Annotated in this window: 13 protein-coding genes; 2 read left to right on the top strand and 11 right to left on the bottom strand. The window is 57.8% G+C overall.

The features are described from left to right. Positions 1–32: 32 nt before the first annotated feature. From ACQQ2Q_RS15710 to ACQQ2Q_RS15695, 4 genes are read right to left on the bottom strand one after another with little or no spacing between them, the layout of a single operon-like run. Complete coding sequence (locus tag ACQQ2Q_RS15710) at positions 33–617, bottom strand: amino acid synthesis family protein (RefSeq protein ID WP_428188057.1); 585 nt, start codon at positions 615–617, stop codon at positions 33–35. Next, a complete protein-coding gene (locus tag ACQQ2Q_RS15705; protein ID WP_428188056.1) occupies positions 614–1,195 on the bottom strand; it encodes an amino acid synthesis family protein in 582 nt (193 codons plus the stop codon). The genes ACQQ2Q_RS15710 and ACQQ2Q_RS15705 overlap by 4 nt, the downstream gene beginning before the upstream one ends. Beyond that, entirely contained in the window at positions 1,188–2,114 is a 927-nt protein-coding gene (locus tag ACQQ2Q_RS15700; RefSeq protein ID WP_428188055.1) for a UPF0280 family protein, read from the bottom strand. The genes ACQQ2Q_RS15705 and ACQQ2Q_RS15700 overlap by 8 nt, the downstream gene beginning before the upstream one ends. A gap of 20 nt (positions 2,115–2,134) precedes the next feature. Beyond that, on the bottom strand, positions 2,135–3,565 hold the full coding sequence (locus ACQQ2Q_RS15695; protein WP_428188302.1) for a 6-hydroxynicotinate reductase: 1,431 nt from the start codon (positions 3,563–3,565) through the stop codon (positions 2,135–2,137). A gap of 310 nt (positions 3,566–3,875) precedes the next feature. On the opposite strand from ACQQ2Q_RS15695, the gene ACQQ2Q_RS15690 reads away from it, so the two are divergent. Further along, positions 3,876–4,340 carry a MarR family winged helix-turn-helix transcriptional regulator gene (locus ACQQ2Q_RS15690; protein WP_428188054.1) on the top strand — a complete coding sequence of 155 codons (465 nt, stop codon included), beginning with the start codon at positions 3,876–3,878 and terminating at the stop codon, positions 4,338–4,340. Between the two features lie 6 nt (positions 4,341–4,346). Here the strand turns inward: ACQQ2Q_RS15690 and ACQQ2Q_RS15685 are convergent, their stop codons facing one another. The 5 genes from ACQQ2Q_RS15685 to ACQQ2Q_RS15665 all read right to left on the bottom strand — a co-directional run bounded on the left by ACQQ2Q_RS15685 (position 4,347) and on the right by ACQQ2Q_RS15665 (position 9,048). After that, positions 4,347–5,045 (bottom strand): ABC transporter ATP-binding protein, encoded by a 699-nt coding sequence (locus ACQQ2Q_RS15685; RefSeq protein WP_428188053.1) that lies wholly within the window; start codon positions 5,043–5,045, stop codon positions 4,347–4,349. Position 5,046: 1 nt separating this feature from the next. Then, a complete protein-coding gene (locus ACQQ2Q_RS15680; RefSeq protein ID WP_428188052.1) occupies positions 5,047–5,790 on the bottom strand; it encodes an ABC transporter ATP-binding protein in 744 nt (247 codons plus the stop codon). Continuing rightward, on the bottom strand, positions 5,778–6,740 hold the full coding sequence (locus tag ACQQ2Q_RS15675) for a branched-chain amino acid ABC transporter permease (RefSeq protein WP_428188051.1): 963 nt from the start codon (positions 6,738–6,740) through the stop codon (positions 5,778–5,780). Before ACQQ2Q_RS15675 ends, ACQQ2Q_RS15680 begins: the two co-directional genes overlap by 13 nt. Then, positions 6,737–7,618 carry a branched-chain amino acid ABC transporter permease gene (locus tag ACQQ2Q_RS15670; protein WP_428188050.1) on the bottom strand — a complete coding sequence of 294 codons (882 nt, stop codon included), beginning with the start codon at positions 7,616–7,618 and terminating at the stop codon, positions 6,737–6,739. Before ACQQ2Q_RS15670 ends, ACQQ2Q_RS15675 begins: the two co-directional genes overlap by 4 nt. 122 nt (positions 7,619–7,740) lie before the next feature. Beyond that, complete coding sequence (locus ACQQ2Q_RS15665; RefSeq protein ID WP_428188049.1) at positions 7,741–9,048, bottom strand: ABC transporter substrate-binding protein; 1,308 nt, start codon at positions 9,046–9,048, stop codon at positions 7,741–7,743. 302 nt (positions 9,049–9,350) lie between these two features. Here ACQQ2Q_RS15665 and ACQQ2Q_RS15660 point away from each other — a divergent pair, with 302 nt between their 5' ends. Further along, a complete protein-coding gene (locus ACQQ2Q_RS15660) occupies positions 9,351–10,808 on the top strand; it encodes a hypothetical protein (RefSeq protein ID WP_428188048.1) in 1,458 nt (485 codons plus the stop codon). A gap of 87 nt (positions 10,809–10,895) precedes the next feature. Here ACQQ2Q_RS15660 and ACQQ2Q_RS15655 read toward each other — a convergent pair whose 3' ends face one another. Together ACQQ2Q_RS15655 and ACQQ2Q_RS15650 are read right to left on the bottom strand one after the other, a co-directional pair. Continuing rightward, positions 10,896–14,450 carry a molybdopterin cofactor-binding domain-containing protein gene (locus ACQQ2Q_RS15655; RefSeq protein WP_428188047.1) on the bottom strand — a complete coding sequence of 1,185 codons (3,555 nt, stop codon included), beginning with the start codon at positions 14,448–14,450 and terminating at the stop codon, positions 10,896–10,898. After that, positions 14,447–14,938, bottom strand: coding sequence for a (2Fe-2S)-binding protein (locus ACQQ2Q_RS15650; protein ID WP_428188046.1), 492 nt, complete (start codon positions 14,936–14,938; stop codon positions 14,447–14,449). Before ACQQ2Q_RS15650 ends, ACQQ2Q_RS15655 begins: the two co-directional genes overlap by 4 nt. Between the last annotated feature and the right edge of the window lie 234 nt (positions 14,939–15,172).

Here is a 15,172-nt window from a genome sequence, read left to right as displayed (position 1 = left end):
TTGCGTCGACTGCTGCAATGCAGGCTGGTTGCTCAGCGCAGCCCGTCCTTGCCTATGATCTGGTCCCTGGTGAGACCGCCAACACGCGCCAGCGGCCGACCGCTATCTGTCAAGGCAACCGCCACCAATATCTCGTTGGCGCGCGGTGCATCGCTGACGCGCACCTGCATGCCGTCGAAATGGGAGCGAACAAAAGCTGCATCCTTATGCCCCAGCGGAACATCCAGCACGGCGCCCATCCCTGCGCGCATCTTTGATGACGCTATAAGGGCAGCACCGCCGCCAACGGCATCTCGAACCGGCTTCCCCATAGCGGGGTGCAGAAGGGCTGCTGCATGTTCCAGTTCGCCATCCTCACCGACAAGTGCCGCCTTGCCATAGCTTTCGATCTGCGAGGCATCGACGCCCAGAGCATCAACACAGCGCTGCGCCAGAATGGCTCCAAGTTCACTCCCGAGCGCGATCAGCGGAGCAAGATCCTCGACGTATCGGCCCGCAAACGGGTTGCGGATGACCGCAACGGCAGCAGCACGCCGGGTAGCCGGCGAGATCGACTGTCCGGCCTCGCTCAACACCTCTTCCACAAACACCGTGATCTTGCGGATCTCGGCACTCATCGCAACCCATCCTCACCCTTGATCTCACCGGCTTTTAGGCCACCAACACGGGCGTGGATACGCGCGCCAGTGGTCATGACCAAGGCCAGCACGATTTCGTTGGCACGCGGCGCATCCGTCAACCCGACCTCCATCGCATCGAAATGGCTGCGGACATAGGACGCATTGATATGGGTAACCGGAATATCAAGCCGTGTACCGGGGCCGCCAACCTTCTTGGTGGATGGAACGATTGCCTTGGCGTCACCGAGGATTTCGCGCATGGCATAGCCACCGGGCACATGCCAGAGCGCGCCGTGCTCCAGTTCGCCAGCTTGACCGACAATGGCGCCCTTTCCATAGCCTTCAATCGCGGCCTTGCCACCGAGCGCTTCGGAGAGCCGTCTTGCCATATCTACGCCCAATGGTTCCAAGTCCTTCATGAAACCGGAAATTTCTTCGTGATAGCTTCCGGCAAAAGGATTCTCGATCACGGCCAGGATCGTCCCCTTCTTCAAAGGCTCCGTCACCGGCTTTCCGCCCTCGTGATAGATATCCTCGATGGTAATGGCGAACTTGCGCACTTTGGGTTCAGGCATGGTGACGATGCTCCATTGGCTTTGGCGTAATTTTGGGTGAAGGTTGACGCGAGGAGGTCAAATCGGCAAGGCGCCCCTCCCCCTGCAAAAACAGTCCGGCACGCTGAATGAGCCCCTCGGCGATAAAGTGATCGGCTCTACATAATCCGGCTTCAAGCGCCCGATCAACGTCCTGCGCTGGGAGTATCCCGCAAGCAGTGACTACCAATCGTTCACCAAGGTCGCTATCATCGACGACATCGATCGCACGAGCTCTTTCGATCGCAGCATGGCCAGGCACGTCGACCGCATTGGCGATCAGTGTCGCAGCAGCATCGGCAGCCGCAGCACTTCCAGCGGCAACGGTCACAGAATCGGCGATGCCCATTGATAGACTGCGTCCACGACGGCCACTGGTGGCGATCCCGCGACTGACATCCTCGTGACGGATCGCCAGATCGCCGTAAGCGGCTCCATCCTCGCGCGCCATGCGGATACGGAACTCCTGACGAGCCTCAAGATGCAGCGCAATGTCGCCGCCATTGTTGACATAGATCCGGGCCGGACGTGCCGGGGTTGGAAATGCAGCGAGAATAGCCGCCAGTATTTCGTCGGCTACCGATCCCGCCACCGCTGCCATCGGCGTAATGAAATGATCATTTGCGAAAGGCGTGACAGCCGCCACCATACGACGCGCGACCGCACCAATGGGCAACGCACTGTTTTGCCGAGCACGCGTCTTTAGATACGGCAGTTCCGAGACCAACTCGTCCAGGATCGTAGAAAAGCGGGCATGCGCAGCCTCAAAGGCAAGTCTACGGCAACCAGGCATGCTCGCAGAGGCGAGGTCGACACCGATGACCAAATCAATGGGACCATGCTGCAAATGCAGCCGCCCCTCTGCATGTCCATCGATATAAAAGGCCGACGCTCCAGCCACCGTCGTCACTCCTCGCCCCACTACGCACCCCAGCGAAAATTACGACTGTCCGTCGGCCAGGCCCCGGACGACACAGTCGCGATCTTGCGCTCGGCAAGCAATACCGCTTCCTCAAGCGGAACCACGGCGTCCATGTGTCCGCCCAAGGCTTCATAATCTGAAAGGCGCATGGTGAATTCGATCGGTGCAACCAGCGCCGGTGTCGGCACATAGCCAAAGGAATTGCTCGGCATCTGCGTCACATCGGCCATGACCGTAATACCCCCGCCCGGCCAGACATAGGCTGGCGCACCGCCACACGACACATGGGTCAATGCGTCTTTCACGGACCGTGTCAGTCGCACCGGATTGCTGGTAACGCCTGCGCGAAGGCTGCCACCGGCACCGCCCATGAAGAGAACAGAAGCAAGCGCTGGCTCGCAATTTTCCTCGATGATATCGACCGACTGCTGCAACGACTGCGGCAGTGTCGTCTGCAAGACGGGCAGCAGGTTCTCGTCGAGAATATAATATCCGAATTGCTCGCCGGTGGTGGACACCATCAACAGCCGCAGTCCCGGATAGGCAGTCTTGCCATCGAAATCGCCGAGGATGGAAAGCGGATCGGTGATATTGGTACCGCCCCAGCCAGTGCCAGGCTCCGCCACCTGAAAATAGCGACCGGGCGTGGAGCGTCTGCCCTTGATCTTGATGCCGCTCGGGGGGATATCCAGAAGCTTGCCGGCTTGATGTTCCGAAAGAACGCCGGTGATGTGGTCATCGACCACAACCACTTCATCGACATGGCCTAGCCACTGGCGCGCAAACATGCCAACAGTCGCGGACCCACAGCCGACCCGCATGCGGACTTCCTCTTCGCCGTTGATGATCGGCGCTTTGCCGGCCGCCACAACAAGCGTCGACCCACCATCTATTTCCATCGCGACAGAGTCGCGATTGCAAAGCTTCAACAGAGCGTCACAGGTGACCCGGCCTTCCTTCTTGGATCCGCCCGTCAGATGATGCACGCCGCCAAGCGACAGCATCTGTGATCCGTATTCGCTGGTCATCACATGACCGATCTGTTCGCCGTCAACACGCACGGCCGCTGCTTCAGGCCCCAGATAGCGGTCGGTGTCTATTTTCACCTTCGCGCCGCAATAGCTGAAAATGCCTTCCGTCACGACCGTGACCATGTCGACGCCGTTTTCCTTGCGCGACACGATGAACGGAGCAGGCTTGTAGTCTGGATAGGTGGTTCCGGCACCAACCGCCGTGACAAAGGCATTGCGCGACTGAACGATGTCGCCGTCCCAATCCGCCGATCCGCCTGCAGGCAGGAAAGGCACGAGCTTTCCGCCCTCTGCTTCGGTCGCCTCGATGACAGTTAAAGGATCGACGCGGATCAACTCACCCGCCTCGTTGGCGTAGCGGTCGCAAGCGCCGGAGCGACCATCGGCAATGTAGCACATTACCGGACAGGCATCGCAGCGGATCTTGCCATTCAAGGTACTTTCGACCTGTTGTTTGACCACGCATGCCTCCTGAAATTCGCACCAAATTTCATTTGTGTACAAATGAGTATTGTCCGCTCTCTGTGGACTGTCAAGCGCGGCGAGAGTGCAGGAGACGCCGGGAAATCCTGCCAGTCTCGGAAAAGGAGCTACGCGGTAAGTAGCCACCAATCTCCCGCATCCTCGCAGCATCTCCGCACAGCGTTGACAATCGCCGCAGCACAGCTAAACCCAATATAACGCCCTCAACGGCCGATCGGAAAACGCCATGGCCGTAAACCGGCAAAACGATAAAAAGATCGACAGCAAACGATCCCAGGCGAATGAATACGAGGTCGATCAGCAGATCGGCTTTTTCCTCCGCCAGGCCAACCAGCGCCACGTCTCCATCTTCACGTCCCTCATTGGAGACAGATTGACGACGACCCAATGGGCGGCCATCACCAAGCTACGACAAATCCAGCCTTGCTCGCAAAATCAGCTCGGCCGCGAAACGGCAATGGACGTCGCTACCATCAAAGGTGTGATCGACCGTATGGTCAAGCGCGGCTTTGTCCGCACCGAGCCAGATCCGAAGGACGGACGCCGGTTGATCCTGTCGCTGACCGAAGATGGCCTCGCCGCCATCGATCAGCACTTGCCTGCTGCAGTCGAGGCAACCGATAAAACGCTCGAACCACTGACCTCCGGCGAACGCATGATGCTGATCGAACTGATCCGCAAGATCACCTGAGATAGGCTAGCCAACTCCCACATAGCGTCCGAGCAAAGACGGATCATCACGTAGCGCTTGAACGGGCACGACGGCCTGCGCCTTACCGTTTTCCATGAAGCACACGCGATCAGCAACCGACAGAACCGCCTCCACGCGTTGCTCTACCAAAAGGATCGCCTTGCCGCGGCTTCTAAGGGCCACGATCACTTCGCGTATTGTCGCAATCATGGATGGCATCAGTCCTTCTGTCGGTTCATCCAGCAGAATGACGGACGGATCGACGCACATGGCACGCGCCGTTGCCAGCATCTGCTGCTCGCCACCGGAAAGCGTTCCCGAAACCTGGGGCATCCGCTCCTGCAGGCGTGGAAAGAGTACAAGCGCCTCATCCAGTACCGTACGCGGACTGTTGCGCGTCATCAGACCTATTTCCAGGTTCTCGCGGACAGTCAGTTCTGAAAACAGGCGACGCCCCTGTGGCACATAACCGATGCCGCGCCTTGGCACCTCATGTGGGGAAAGTGCGGTCAGTTCCTTGTCGTCGAGCATGATGCTGCCGGCCCTCGCCGGAATAAGCCCCATGATGGCCCGAAGTGTCGTCGTCTTTCCGGCACCATTACGCCCAAGAAGACACAAGACTTCCCCAGGGTGAACCGAAAGCGACATGCCTTTGAGCGTCTGACTGTTGCCGTGATAAACGTCGAGATCGGAAATCTGCAGCATGTCAGCCAGCTCCAAGATAAGCTGCCTGAACAGCCTTGTCGCCACGGATATCCTCCGGCGAACCGCTGGCCAGGATCTCACCGTGATTGAGAACGGTAATGGTATGTGCAAGCTGCATGACAACAGGCATGTTATGCTCGATCAGAAGCACCGTCGCAGAGTGTGCAATCTCCCTCACCAGAGCACAGAAGTTCTCGATTTCTCCATCGGAAAGACCCTGCGTCGGTTCATCGAGAATGAGAAGTTTCGGCTCAAGAGCCAGTCCCATTGCCACCTCCAGCAGGCGTTGGTGACCATAGGCCATAGTGCCTGCAAGCTCATCAACACGATCTGAAAGTCCGACGCGCCTTAGCGCTTCTAGCGTCTTGTCATGCAGGTTTAGACGGTCAGTTGGACCAGCCTCTGTCACCCGTCGCATCGCGCTTTGAACAGATAACGCCACGTTTTCAAAAACTGACAGCGTCGGATAGATGCTGGTGATCTGGAATGTGTAGGCAATGCCCTCGCGAACACGCTTGTGGGCCGGATCAGCAGTAATGTCGCGGCCCTGAAACTGGATCTTGCCGGCGGTGGGCTCTATACGCCCCGATAGCAGCGAAACGAACGTCGTCTTTCCAGCGCCATTGGGTCCGATCAACGCACGGATCTCACCCTCACGGATTTCGAAATCGACGTTTTCCACCGCCTTCAGTCCACCAAAGTGGCGGCTGAGACCTTTTGTGCTGAGCAATGTCATGGCAGCCATGGCAACCACCTTTCCCGGATGGTTCCGAGGATGCCCTTGGGGAAGTAGATAACCAGCAGCACCAGCGCAACACCGGTCACCAACAGATAGGCTGTCGTATATTCGCTGGCGATATCGATCATGTAGAACATGGCGACGGTGCCGAGCAGCGGTCCGAGAATAGTGCCAGCCCCGCCCAGAAGCGTGAACAACAAGGGCTCGATCGAATATTGGATAGTGGCGAAGGTCGCGCCGATATAGGCAAACAACAGCGCATAGGCGGCACCAGCCATCGCAGAGATGGTGCCTGAAATCACAAGGGCGATCAGCTTCAGCCGGAATGTATTGTAGCCGAGCATCACCGTTCGTGGTTCATTTTCGCGGATTGCAATCAGCACGCGCCCGATTGGTCCTTTGACGACCGAGAAGATCACGATCATCGTAATAGAGAGAAGAATGAGCGCCAGATTATAGCGCTGCGTGGCATCGGTCAGATCGATATGCAACCCGACCAGATCGAAACTGCGCGCCGCCTGCGGCATGGTGAGCCCCTCTTCACCGCGGGTATAGTCGGTGAAATAGGTGATTGTCAGATAGGCTACCTGGGAAAACATCATGGTCACGATCATGAAGGCAACGCCTGTGGTTCTGAGAGACACCAGACCGATCACCAAAGACAGGCTAAAGCCACAGCCAATCCCTACCAGAAACGCCACGGGCACACCCCAGTCGGTGTAGTAGGCGGTCAGGCCGGCACCATAAAGTCCCGCAGAAAACAGCATGGCATGGCCAAGGCTCAAAAGCCCCGTATAGCCGAACAGCATATTGTAGCCCATGGCATAGATCGCGAGCAGCATGACACGGGTCATGGCCAGGTGATGATAATCAGGCAGCACGAATTGCAGCACGAAAAGCAGTGCAATGACGCCGACATGAAGTGCCAGAACGCGACCGAAGAGTGACATCTTCATCGTGCCTTTGCTCCAAACAGACCTTCCGGCTTGAACACCAGCACCAAGGCCACCAGCAGCGTAGAAATCATCTTGGCAAGCGTGGGGGAAAAGAATACCGAAATGATGCCGTCGCTCAAGCCAATCAAGAGAGCAGCGACCACCGTACCGCGCAGACTGCCAAGCCCTCCAATGATGACGACGATGAAGGAAAGCAGCAGCGGATCGAGGCCCATCAGATAGTGTGCCTGACGGATTGGCACGATCAACACTGCAGCGATTGCCGCAAGCATTGCGCCAGCGGCGAAGACGAAGGCGTAAACACGCTCGATCGGTATCCCGAAGGCTTGCGCCGTTTCACGGTCAAACTGTGTTGCCCGCATGATCAGACCAAGTCGGGTGCGGCTAAGCACGAACCAGACCACCAACAGCAAGGCGATGGCGGCAGCGATCACAAATAGATTATAGCCAGAATAGCCAAACCACGGAAACTGGATGCGGTAATAGAACGGGGCGGGAACCGGACGAGCATCAGGCCCATACGTCAACAAGACCGTCTGCTGGATGATGTAAAGTAGACCGATGGTAGCAACGATCGTCGATTCCGGATTGTAATCCAGTCGCTTCAGGATCAGTCGCTCACTGGCAAATGCAACCGCACCGACAATCAGTGGACTGATGATCAGGGCGGCAAAGAAGCCGACCGCAGGATGCAATCCGACCATTGAGGCGACCCACCAGGCGACGACTGCACCCAGCATGTAAAACTCCCCATGGGCGACATTGACGATGCGCATAACGCCGAACACCAGTGAAAGGCCGAGTGCTGTAAGCGTTAGGACAGCTGCCTGAAGCAAGCCCTCCAGTGTCGCGAGCAAAAAAAACGGTCCGAATGCCAAAGCCTTGCTCCTGAAGCGCGGGAAGCAAGACCCGGCGCCCGAAGGTTACCTGTTGAATCTGGAAGCAAAAAAGCCGCCACAATGGAAAACGGGGGCGAGCACGCCCCCGTAACGCCGAGCAATCAGAGTGACATCTTGGTGTAGTCGGCCGTCACATCATACATGCCGTCTTCAATTGACGTGCGATGGACAACATTCAACCTGCTGTCTTCGACCTTGGAGATGTTCTGATGGCCGTAGCACTGGTGGTTCTTGCCATTGAACACCTTGTCGCCCTGCGGATGATCGCGGCCCTCGTCGAATTTTTCGATCGATTCCAGAGCCTCGATAAACTTGGCCTTGTCGTCGGGACCGGCATAGCCGGCCATCTCCATGGCCTGCTTGATCGTGAACAGCGTCTCCCACACCCCAAACATATGGGCGTAAGTGGAAATATCCTTCGGATCGGCGGCGCTGGCACCGTTTTCGTCAACACCAACGGCTTCGCGGTAGATCTTGTCCCACTGGGTCTGATCTTTCTGGGCGTAGCGCGGCATACCTTCCCAGAAATACGTGCCTTCAAGGAAGCTCAACTGCGGGGTCGCCAGATCCACAGCTTCGATGCTATCGATGAATCCGAAGATTTCCGGACGCTGCGATCCGTAGAACTGTCCGAGTTCGGTGACGAATGTCAGAACTGCCGGACCGACCATCACATGGTAAAGCACGTCCGTGTCCGAAGGGATGCGCGGCAGATAGCGGGTGAACGACGTCTCCGTCGGCGGCACGGCGATCAGTTCCAGCATCTCACCGCCCTGCGCCTTGATGGCAGAGCTGAGATTGTCACGGTGATCGTAACCGAACGCATAGTCCGGGAAGATCATCGTCACCTTCTTGCCGAGGTTCTGGGTAATCCAAGGCGCCATGGAGATGACCTGGCTGCGCACGTCGCAGATGCCTGGCTGAAAGCAGTAACGATTGAGGCTCCCGGACGAGACGTGCGTGCCTTCGGAAACCACAAGATAAGGCATTTTCAGTTCGCCGGCGCGCGGCGCGGCGCCAACGACCACATGCGAGAACAGCGTACCGAACACAAGGTCGACCTTGTGCTGGGTCGCAAACTTTTCGACAACTTCGGCGGCCCGCTTGGGATCGGTGCCGTCGTCCTCGACGATAAGCTCGACCGGGCGCCCGTTGATGCCACCCTCGTCGTTGATAATCTTGACCGCCGCATTCGCAACACGTTCGTACCAGCGACCGTAAGATGCGCCGATACCTGTGCGATGCAGTTCGAGACCGAGCTTGATGGGCTCGGATGTCTGTGCCTGGGCATAGCGCACGAAACCGGGCGCAGCCGAGGATACGAGACCGGCACCCGCTGCCGCTCCCATTCCAAGCAGTGTGGAGCGGCGGGTGAGACTGGATTTCGGCTTGATGATATTATTGGCCATTGAATTTCCCCTCTTAGTGGAAATGACGTCCGACATTCTGTTGCGGCGGATCGTTCGTCTACTAACAAATCACGATGTTTGAAGCTTGACAAGAAGCCAGCCTCGACAGCCTGAAATTGCGACTTCCGCCAGAGAAGAAAAACGCATCATGTTTGCATACGAATGAACTCTATTTCAGTGTAGCATTTGCGCCATCGGGCGTCTCGATGTTGAGCGATTGAGCCGCCAGAAATGTGCGTCCAACAGATCTTCAATTCGGCTTTTCGGATATTCACTTGACCAGAAAATCATTGAACCATGTCATGAAAGATCGCCGCTGCCGTCTCCCGTTCGGCTTGCTCGCGACACTTGCCTTTGCCGACTTCGTCTTCACATCCGGTGAGGCCTTTGCCCACGGCACAGAGCGCGGGATCGTCATGCTCCTTCCAACAGATTACTATCTGATAGGAGGGGCGATCGCCGTTGCAGCATCTTTCGCTATTCTTCTCTTGATACCGGCTCGCGTGTTTGAATGTGCAACGAACGCGGTAATCGTATTCTCCGACCTTCGTTTCCCGCCGCCCGCGGCAACCAGCATTGTCAGCACCGGTCTTTTGTTTCTGCTGCTAGCCACCGGCATTGTCTCGACATCGGACCCTCTGGAAAACCCACTTCCGCTCTTTGTGTGGACGTTCTTCTGGGTGGGCTTCACACTGCTTCAGGCCGTCTTCGGCAATCTCTGGCCTTGGTTCAACCCATGGACAGGCCCGCTGGCAGTATTGCGAAAATTGACAGGACGTCCGCTCGGCATCACGCCTATTATCACCATGCCTGCGCGCCTCGGATACGCACCAGCGATCATCCTGTTCCTGCTCTTTGCCTGGTATGAATTGATCTCGCTCGCACCGGAAGATCCATCGCAACTCGCCTATGTCGTCTCCGTCTACTGGCTGTTCACACTTTGCGCGATGGTCATATTTGGCGAAAAGCAATGGTCGAAGCGGGCAGAACCCTTCTCTGTCTATTTCCACATGATCGGCATGCTCGCGCCGCTTTCGGCAGCGCCCGCGAACGAGGAAAAAAAAGGCAACACGGTTTATCTTTCATGGCCCGGCCAGCGATGCCTCGATGTTGCGGGCCCACCAATCTCCGGGGCATTATTTCTGTTGCTGACCCTCGGCACAGCCTCCTTCGACGGCTTCTCGGAGACTTTCACATGGTTGGCTACCGTCGGTGTAAACCCGCTGGAATTTCCGGGTCGAAGTGCCGTCACGTTATCCAACAGCTTTGGTCTGATTGCGGCTCCATTGGTTCTGGCGTCTCTATATCTTGCAGCTGTCATGGCCGGCGGATGGGCCGCAGGCGAGCGATCTCCTTCCGCTGTCCTTCGTCTGTCCTGCCATCTGGTCTATTCAATCGTTCCGATTTCGATCGCATTTCACGCTGCGCATTATCTCACCCTGATACTCATCAATAGCCAGTATCTCTATGCCGTTATCTCTGATCCCTTCGCCCTCGGCTGGGACCTGTTCGGCACTGCTCACTGGCATGTAACCGCATCCTTCCTCACCAGTATCGACAGCGTGCAGATCATCTGGATCGTACAAACGCTGATCATCGTTTCGGGTCACTGTGTCGGCATTTTGCTGGCGCACATGATTGCGCTTCGCCACTTCGGTGATTCGCATCGCGCAACCGTGAGCCAGATTTTCCTGGCCATGGTCATGGTGTTCTATACCGTCTTCGGGCTGTGGCTGCTTTCAACGCCAACTGTGGGGTAAGGTTGGCCATCGCGGTCACAGGCACCGGCGACAGGTTCGCTTGCATACAAATGATATCGCGGACATCGTTGATCTGCGCACTGTACGTTAAGGCGCCACTTCCCTTATCCGCTGCACGTTGGCGGCAAGATCGCTCCAGGCCGGCGCACCTGGAGCGAACCGGGCCCTGATATAGATCAGAAGATCTGCGATCTGCCGGTTGCTGAGACTGCCGGAAAAGCCCGGCATCGACATGATCTCCAGATCCTCTGCACTCGCATGTTCTGTCAGCCCGGCCGGCGCATTCATTCCGTGAAGAATCGCCTGGATGACATTGTCGGGCCTGGGACTCGAAACATTGGAATTGAAGGCAAAGTTCGCAAGCGGCGACCCGCCCTCGTGACATGACGCACAGGCGCCATCGAACATACGTGCACCACTGGGTGACAGATCGAGCGCGTTAGCCTTTGCCGCAGTCACCGCACTCTGGAGTCGTTCTTTCTGCTCTGTCACATCGCCAACAGTTAGAACGTCGCCACGGCTTGTCAGATATGCGGCAATCGCTGCTATATCTTCATCCGGCAAAGCCGACATGGACTTGACCACCGCCGCCATCGGACCGCCGGCACTGCCATGGTCGGCAGAGTGACCGGTGCGAAGATAGTCAAACAACGCGGTTTGGGTCCACCCGATCGGTCCGCCGCCGGCACCGTTGATCGATGGTACGGTCCAGCCATCCGCGTAACCGCCAGCAAGGTGCGAGGCACCGCGTTTTTCCGCGCCTAAAGCGTTGCGATCGCTATGGCAGGCGGAACAATGGCCCAGTGTCTCCACCAGATAGGCCCCGCGGTTCCAGGAGGCAGTCTTGTCCGATTGAACGGTAAAGGGCTGAGGATCGAGATAGAGGCTGTTCCAGCCGGCCATAAGGCCACGCAGGTTAAACGGCGCTCGCAGCTGCGTCTTCGCAATCGGCCCAGCTGCCGGTGCCTGCGTCATCAGAAAGGCATAGAGCGCCTGCAGATCGGCCTCTTCGGCGCCTGCAAATGCGGTGTAGGGATGGACGGGATAAAGGTGATGCCCGTCGCGGGATACACCTTGACGCATGGCGCGTTCGAATGCCGGATAGGACCAACCGCCGATGCCATGGGTCGAGTCCGGCGTAATATTGGTCGCATACACCGTGCCAAACTCTGTATCGAAAGCCCGTCCGCCGGCAAACGCTTCACCATCAGCACTGACATGGCAAACATTACAGGCACCGGCAGCGGCAACGAGCCGACCTTTTTCGATGGTAGTAGCACTGAAGACACCAGGATCCGGGCGAGATATGGGTGCAAAGGCGCTGCGAACGGGTGAAGCGATGGTAATGCCGCCAGCAATGGCGCCAGCGATGCCGGCCAAGGCCGCCGGCAACTTCCACCATTTGGCCTTTTTGCGACGCGACGGCTCGTGTGGAGCGTCCAGCAACTCGCCCCGCTGTTCGCGAAGGGCCGCAAGAATGCGGTCTGGCGTCAAAGGCAGTTCGCGAAAACGGATGCCGGTCGCATCATAGACCGCATTGGCAATAGCCGCAGCACTCGGCACGGAGGCAGACTCGCCAACGCCCAGAGGGTCATCATTCGGGCGTGGCACCATAAGCACGTCGATGTCCGGCACTTCCGGGAAAGTCATGATGGGATATCCGCCCCACTCGACGCTCTCCACCTTGGCGCCGTCGAAACCGACTTTTTCCTTCAATACGCGGCTGAGCGACTGGATGACATTGCCGTGGATCTGATGTTTCACGCCATCGGGATTGATCATCAGGCCGGAATCCTGACCGACCGTAATCTTCGTGACCGCAATCTCGCCAGTCTTCCTGTTGACTGCGACATCGGCCACCCAGGCGGACCATGCAGCGGGCACTCCCGGAAATGGGCCATGAATATAGACAGCATAAGCAAAGCCCCGACCATAGAGCAGGTCGCCTTCTGAGCCCTCGGTTCCTGTGCGTGTGCGCGGTTTCCACCCCGCTTTTTCAGTGACGGCCCGTACCAGTTCAGCGGCGCGCGTATCGGTCAGGTATCGCAGCCTGTATTCCACGGGGTCTACGCCCGCCGCCGCCGCCAATTCATCAATGAAGCTCTCATGGGCAAAGGAATTTGGCATCGCCGAAACGCCACGAAACCACGATGCCCGCGCAATCGGCGGCATGTCATGCACAGTCACGCGCATATCGCCAAAGCCGTAAGGCGGGATCGCCGTGCGATCACCCATTTGCATCGTGTCCGGCGTGTTGGGCACGCGCCCGGTCAGAAGAAGAGCAAGCGTTGGCGCCAGATTGGATGGATAGCGCGTGTCGAAATCATAGCCTGCCGGTCCACCTTCCAGATCCAGCCCACCGCGGACATCGACCACCTGTGCAGCTCCCTTGGGCTCCCAGGCATGCTCCTGCTCACGCGTGAGTTGAACACGCACCGGCTTGCCAACAGCACGCGACAGGAGTGCTGCATCGGCAGTCACATCATCGGCACAATTTCGACCGTAACAGCCGGCCGCCTCCATGCGCTCGACATGGATCGCCGCCTCCGGCATGCCTAGCAGCAAGGCAAGATCCCGCCTGATCCAGAATGGATTTTGCGTGCCCGACCACACAGTGAGCTGATCCGGCCGCCACTCCGCCACCGCACAGGATGGGCCGATGGAGCCATGCATCTGATAGGGCCAGACATAGGTTCGCTCCATCAACGGAGAAGCCGCTTGCAATGCGCGATCTACGTCTCCTTGATCGCGCAGCACACGTGGTGTCGACGCATTGGACCGAAGCGGCTCCTCAGGTGCATTCAAATCGGCAAATACGGGCAGGGCGCGCCATGTGACCTTCAATTCCCGCGCTGCCTGCGCTGCGAATTCCTCGCGAGTGGCAACAATCCCTATGAAATCACCGTCGACCACAATCGACACAATGCCGGGCACGTGGTCCACGGATTCGCGATCGACCTCGATCAGGCTGGTGCCGACAAAGTCCCCACTGTCGAAACCGGTATAAGGGGGCCGAACGACCCGACCATGCAGCATGCCCGCCACGCGCACGTCATGCACATAGGTCCATTGGCCCGTGGCCTTTGCCGCAATATCGGTTCGTGGCTGCGCAGCCCCGACCAGCCTGTAGGACTGAACCGCTTTCAGCGGCGCTCCCGGATCGATCTCAATACGCCTGTGGTATCCGGCAACCAGTTCGCCATAGGAGAGAGCCCAGTTCGACGGGGATATTGGCTTGATCACGCCATTGACTATGGAGAGTTGAGAGACATCAACACCGTGCTGACCCGCCGCCAATTGCAAAAGATAATGTCGCGCAGTCGCCGCCGCCTGACGCAGAGGAATGGCTGCCACCTGGATCGTCTCGCTGGCAATCGTCGGCCCCTGATCAGGGGTCACGGTCGTGGTACCAAGCACCATGGTGACGTGCTCAAAAGGCACGTCCAGTTCTTCAGCGACGATCTGAGCCAGCGCTGTTCGAATTCCCGTTCCAAGATCCACATGGCCATTGAAAGCGATCACGTTACCGTCGCTTTGGAAGGCCAGAAACAGTTCGCTGCCATTTGGGCCAGAACGCGTGACCAGAAGGGTATCCGATGCATTCAGATAGGCCTCAAGCGGCAATTCACGTGGAGCCGTCATGCCGCCCCCGTTTCGCTTTGACAGGACAGTTCGACCGCGCGGCGGGCTGCCGCCAGAATTTCCATATGCGTGCCGCAACGGCAAAGATGATTCTTCAACGCCGACCTGATATCTGCCTCATCGGGTGCCTGAATACGGTTCAATAGACCGGCAATTGCCATGATCATCCCGTTGAGACAGTATCCACATTGTGCAGCCTGCTTCTCAACGAATGCCTGCTGCACCGGGTGAAGCACATCTCCATTTGCAAGTCCCTCAAGGGTGACGATATCGCGGTTTTCACAAGCACCGACGGTGACGGAACAGGAGCGCACAGCCCGGCCGTTGACGAGCACCGAACAGGCCCCGCATTCACCAAGCCCACAGCCGTATTTGGGTCCGTTAAGCGCCAGATCGTTGCGCAGAACGAACAGGAGCGGCGTCTCCGGCGCGACCGAAAGCGGGCATTGTCTGCCATTCACCGTGAGCGCTATCTGATGATTGCTCATGCGAGGTCCGCGAGCGATATCCGCATTCGCATTTGCATCACAGACCATCCCCGCGCAATCGCAATCGGATGGACCGACCGACAGCCAGACCGAGCCCATATATTCATGTCGTCCCCCGGGTCTTTGCGCCCTTTGTTCGTACACAAATGATCGTGGGGTAGGCGAGCGCTGTCAATGTTAAATTATGACAGCGAACTCGCTTCTTATATTTCAGCAGGCGTTACGAGGAGCAGC

Origin of the sequence: Agrobacterium sp. ES01 (assembly GCF_050320885.1) — a bacterium.
Classification (GTDB): Bacteria; Pseudomonadota; Alphaproteobacteria; order Rhizobiales; family Rhizobiaceae; genus Allorhizobium.
This window is presented reverse-complemented; position numbering and strand designations above follow the sequence as displayed.

What these genes read in the sequence shown, in the direction of transcription:
- ACQQ2Q_RS15710 (WP_428188057.1), bottom strand. Translation starts at nt 617, where the DNA reads ATGAGTGCCGAGATCCGCAAGATCACGGTGTTTGTGGAAGAGGTGTTG.
- ACQQ2Q_RS15705 (WP_428188056.1), bottom strand. Translation starts at nt 1,195, where the DNA reads ATGCCTGAACCCAAAGTGCGCAAGTTCGCCATTACCATCGAGGATATC.
- ACQQ2Q_RS15695 (WP_428188302.1), bottom strand. Translation starts at nt 3,565, where the DNA reads ATGTGCTACATTGCCGATGGTCGCTCCGGCGCTTGCGACCGCTACGCC.
- ACQQ2Q_RS15690 (WP_428188054.1), top strand. Translation starts at nt 3,876, where the DNA reads ATGGCCGTAAACCGGCAAAACGATAAAAAGATCGACAGCAAACGATCC.
- ACQQ2Q_RS15685 (WP_428188053.1), bottom strand. Translation starts at nt 5,045, where the DNA reads ATGCTGCAGATTTCCGATCTCGACGTTTATCACGGCAACAGTCAGACG.
- ACQQ2Q_RS15680 (WP_428188052.1), bottom strand. Translation starts at nt 5,790, where the DNA reads ATGGCTGCCATGACATTGCTCAGCACAAAAGGTCTCAGCCGCCACTTT.
- ACQQ2Q_RS15675 (WP_428188051.1), bottom strand. Translation starts at nt 6,740, where the DNA reads ATGAAGATGTCACTCTTCGGTCGCGTTCTGGCACTTCATGTCGGCGTC.
- ACQQ2Q_RS15665 (WP_428188049.1), bottom strand. Translation starts at nt 9,048, where the DNA reads ATGGCCAATAATATCATCAAGCCGAAATCCAGTCTCACCCGCCGCTCC.
- ACQQ2Q_RS15660 (WP_428188048.1), top strand. Translation starts at nt 9,351, where the DNA reads ATGAAAGATCGCCGCTGCCGTCTCCCGTTCGGCTTGCTCGCGACACTT.
- ACQQ2Q_RS15655 (WP_428188047.1), bottom strand. Translation starts at nt 14,450, where the DNA reads ATGACGGCTCCACGTGAATTGCCGCTTGAGGCCTATCTGAATGCATCG.
- ACQQ2Q_RS15650 (WP_428188046.1), bottom strand. Translation starts at nt 14,938, where the DNA reads ATGAGCAATCATCAGATAGCGCTCACGGTGAATGGCAGACAATGCCCG.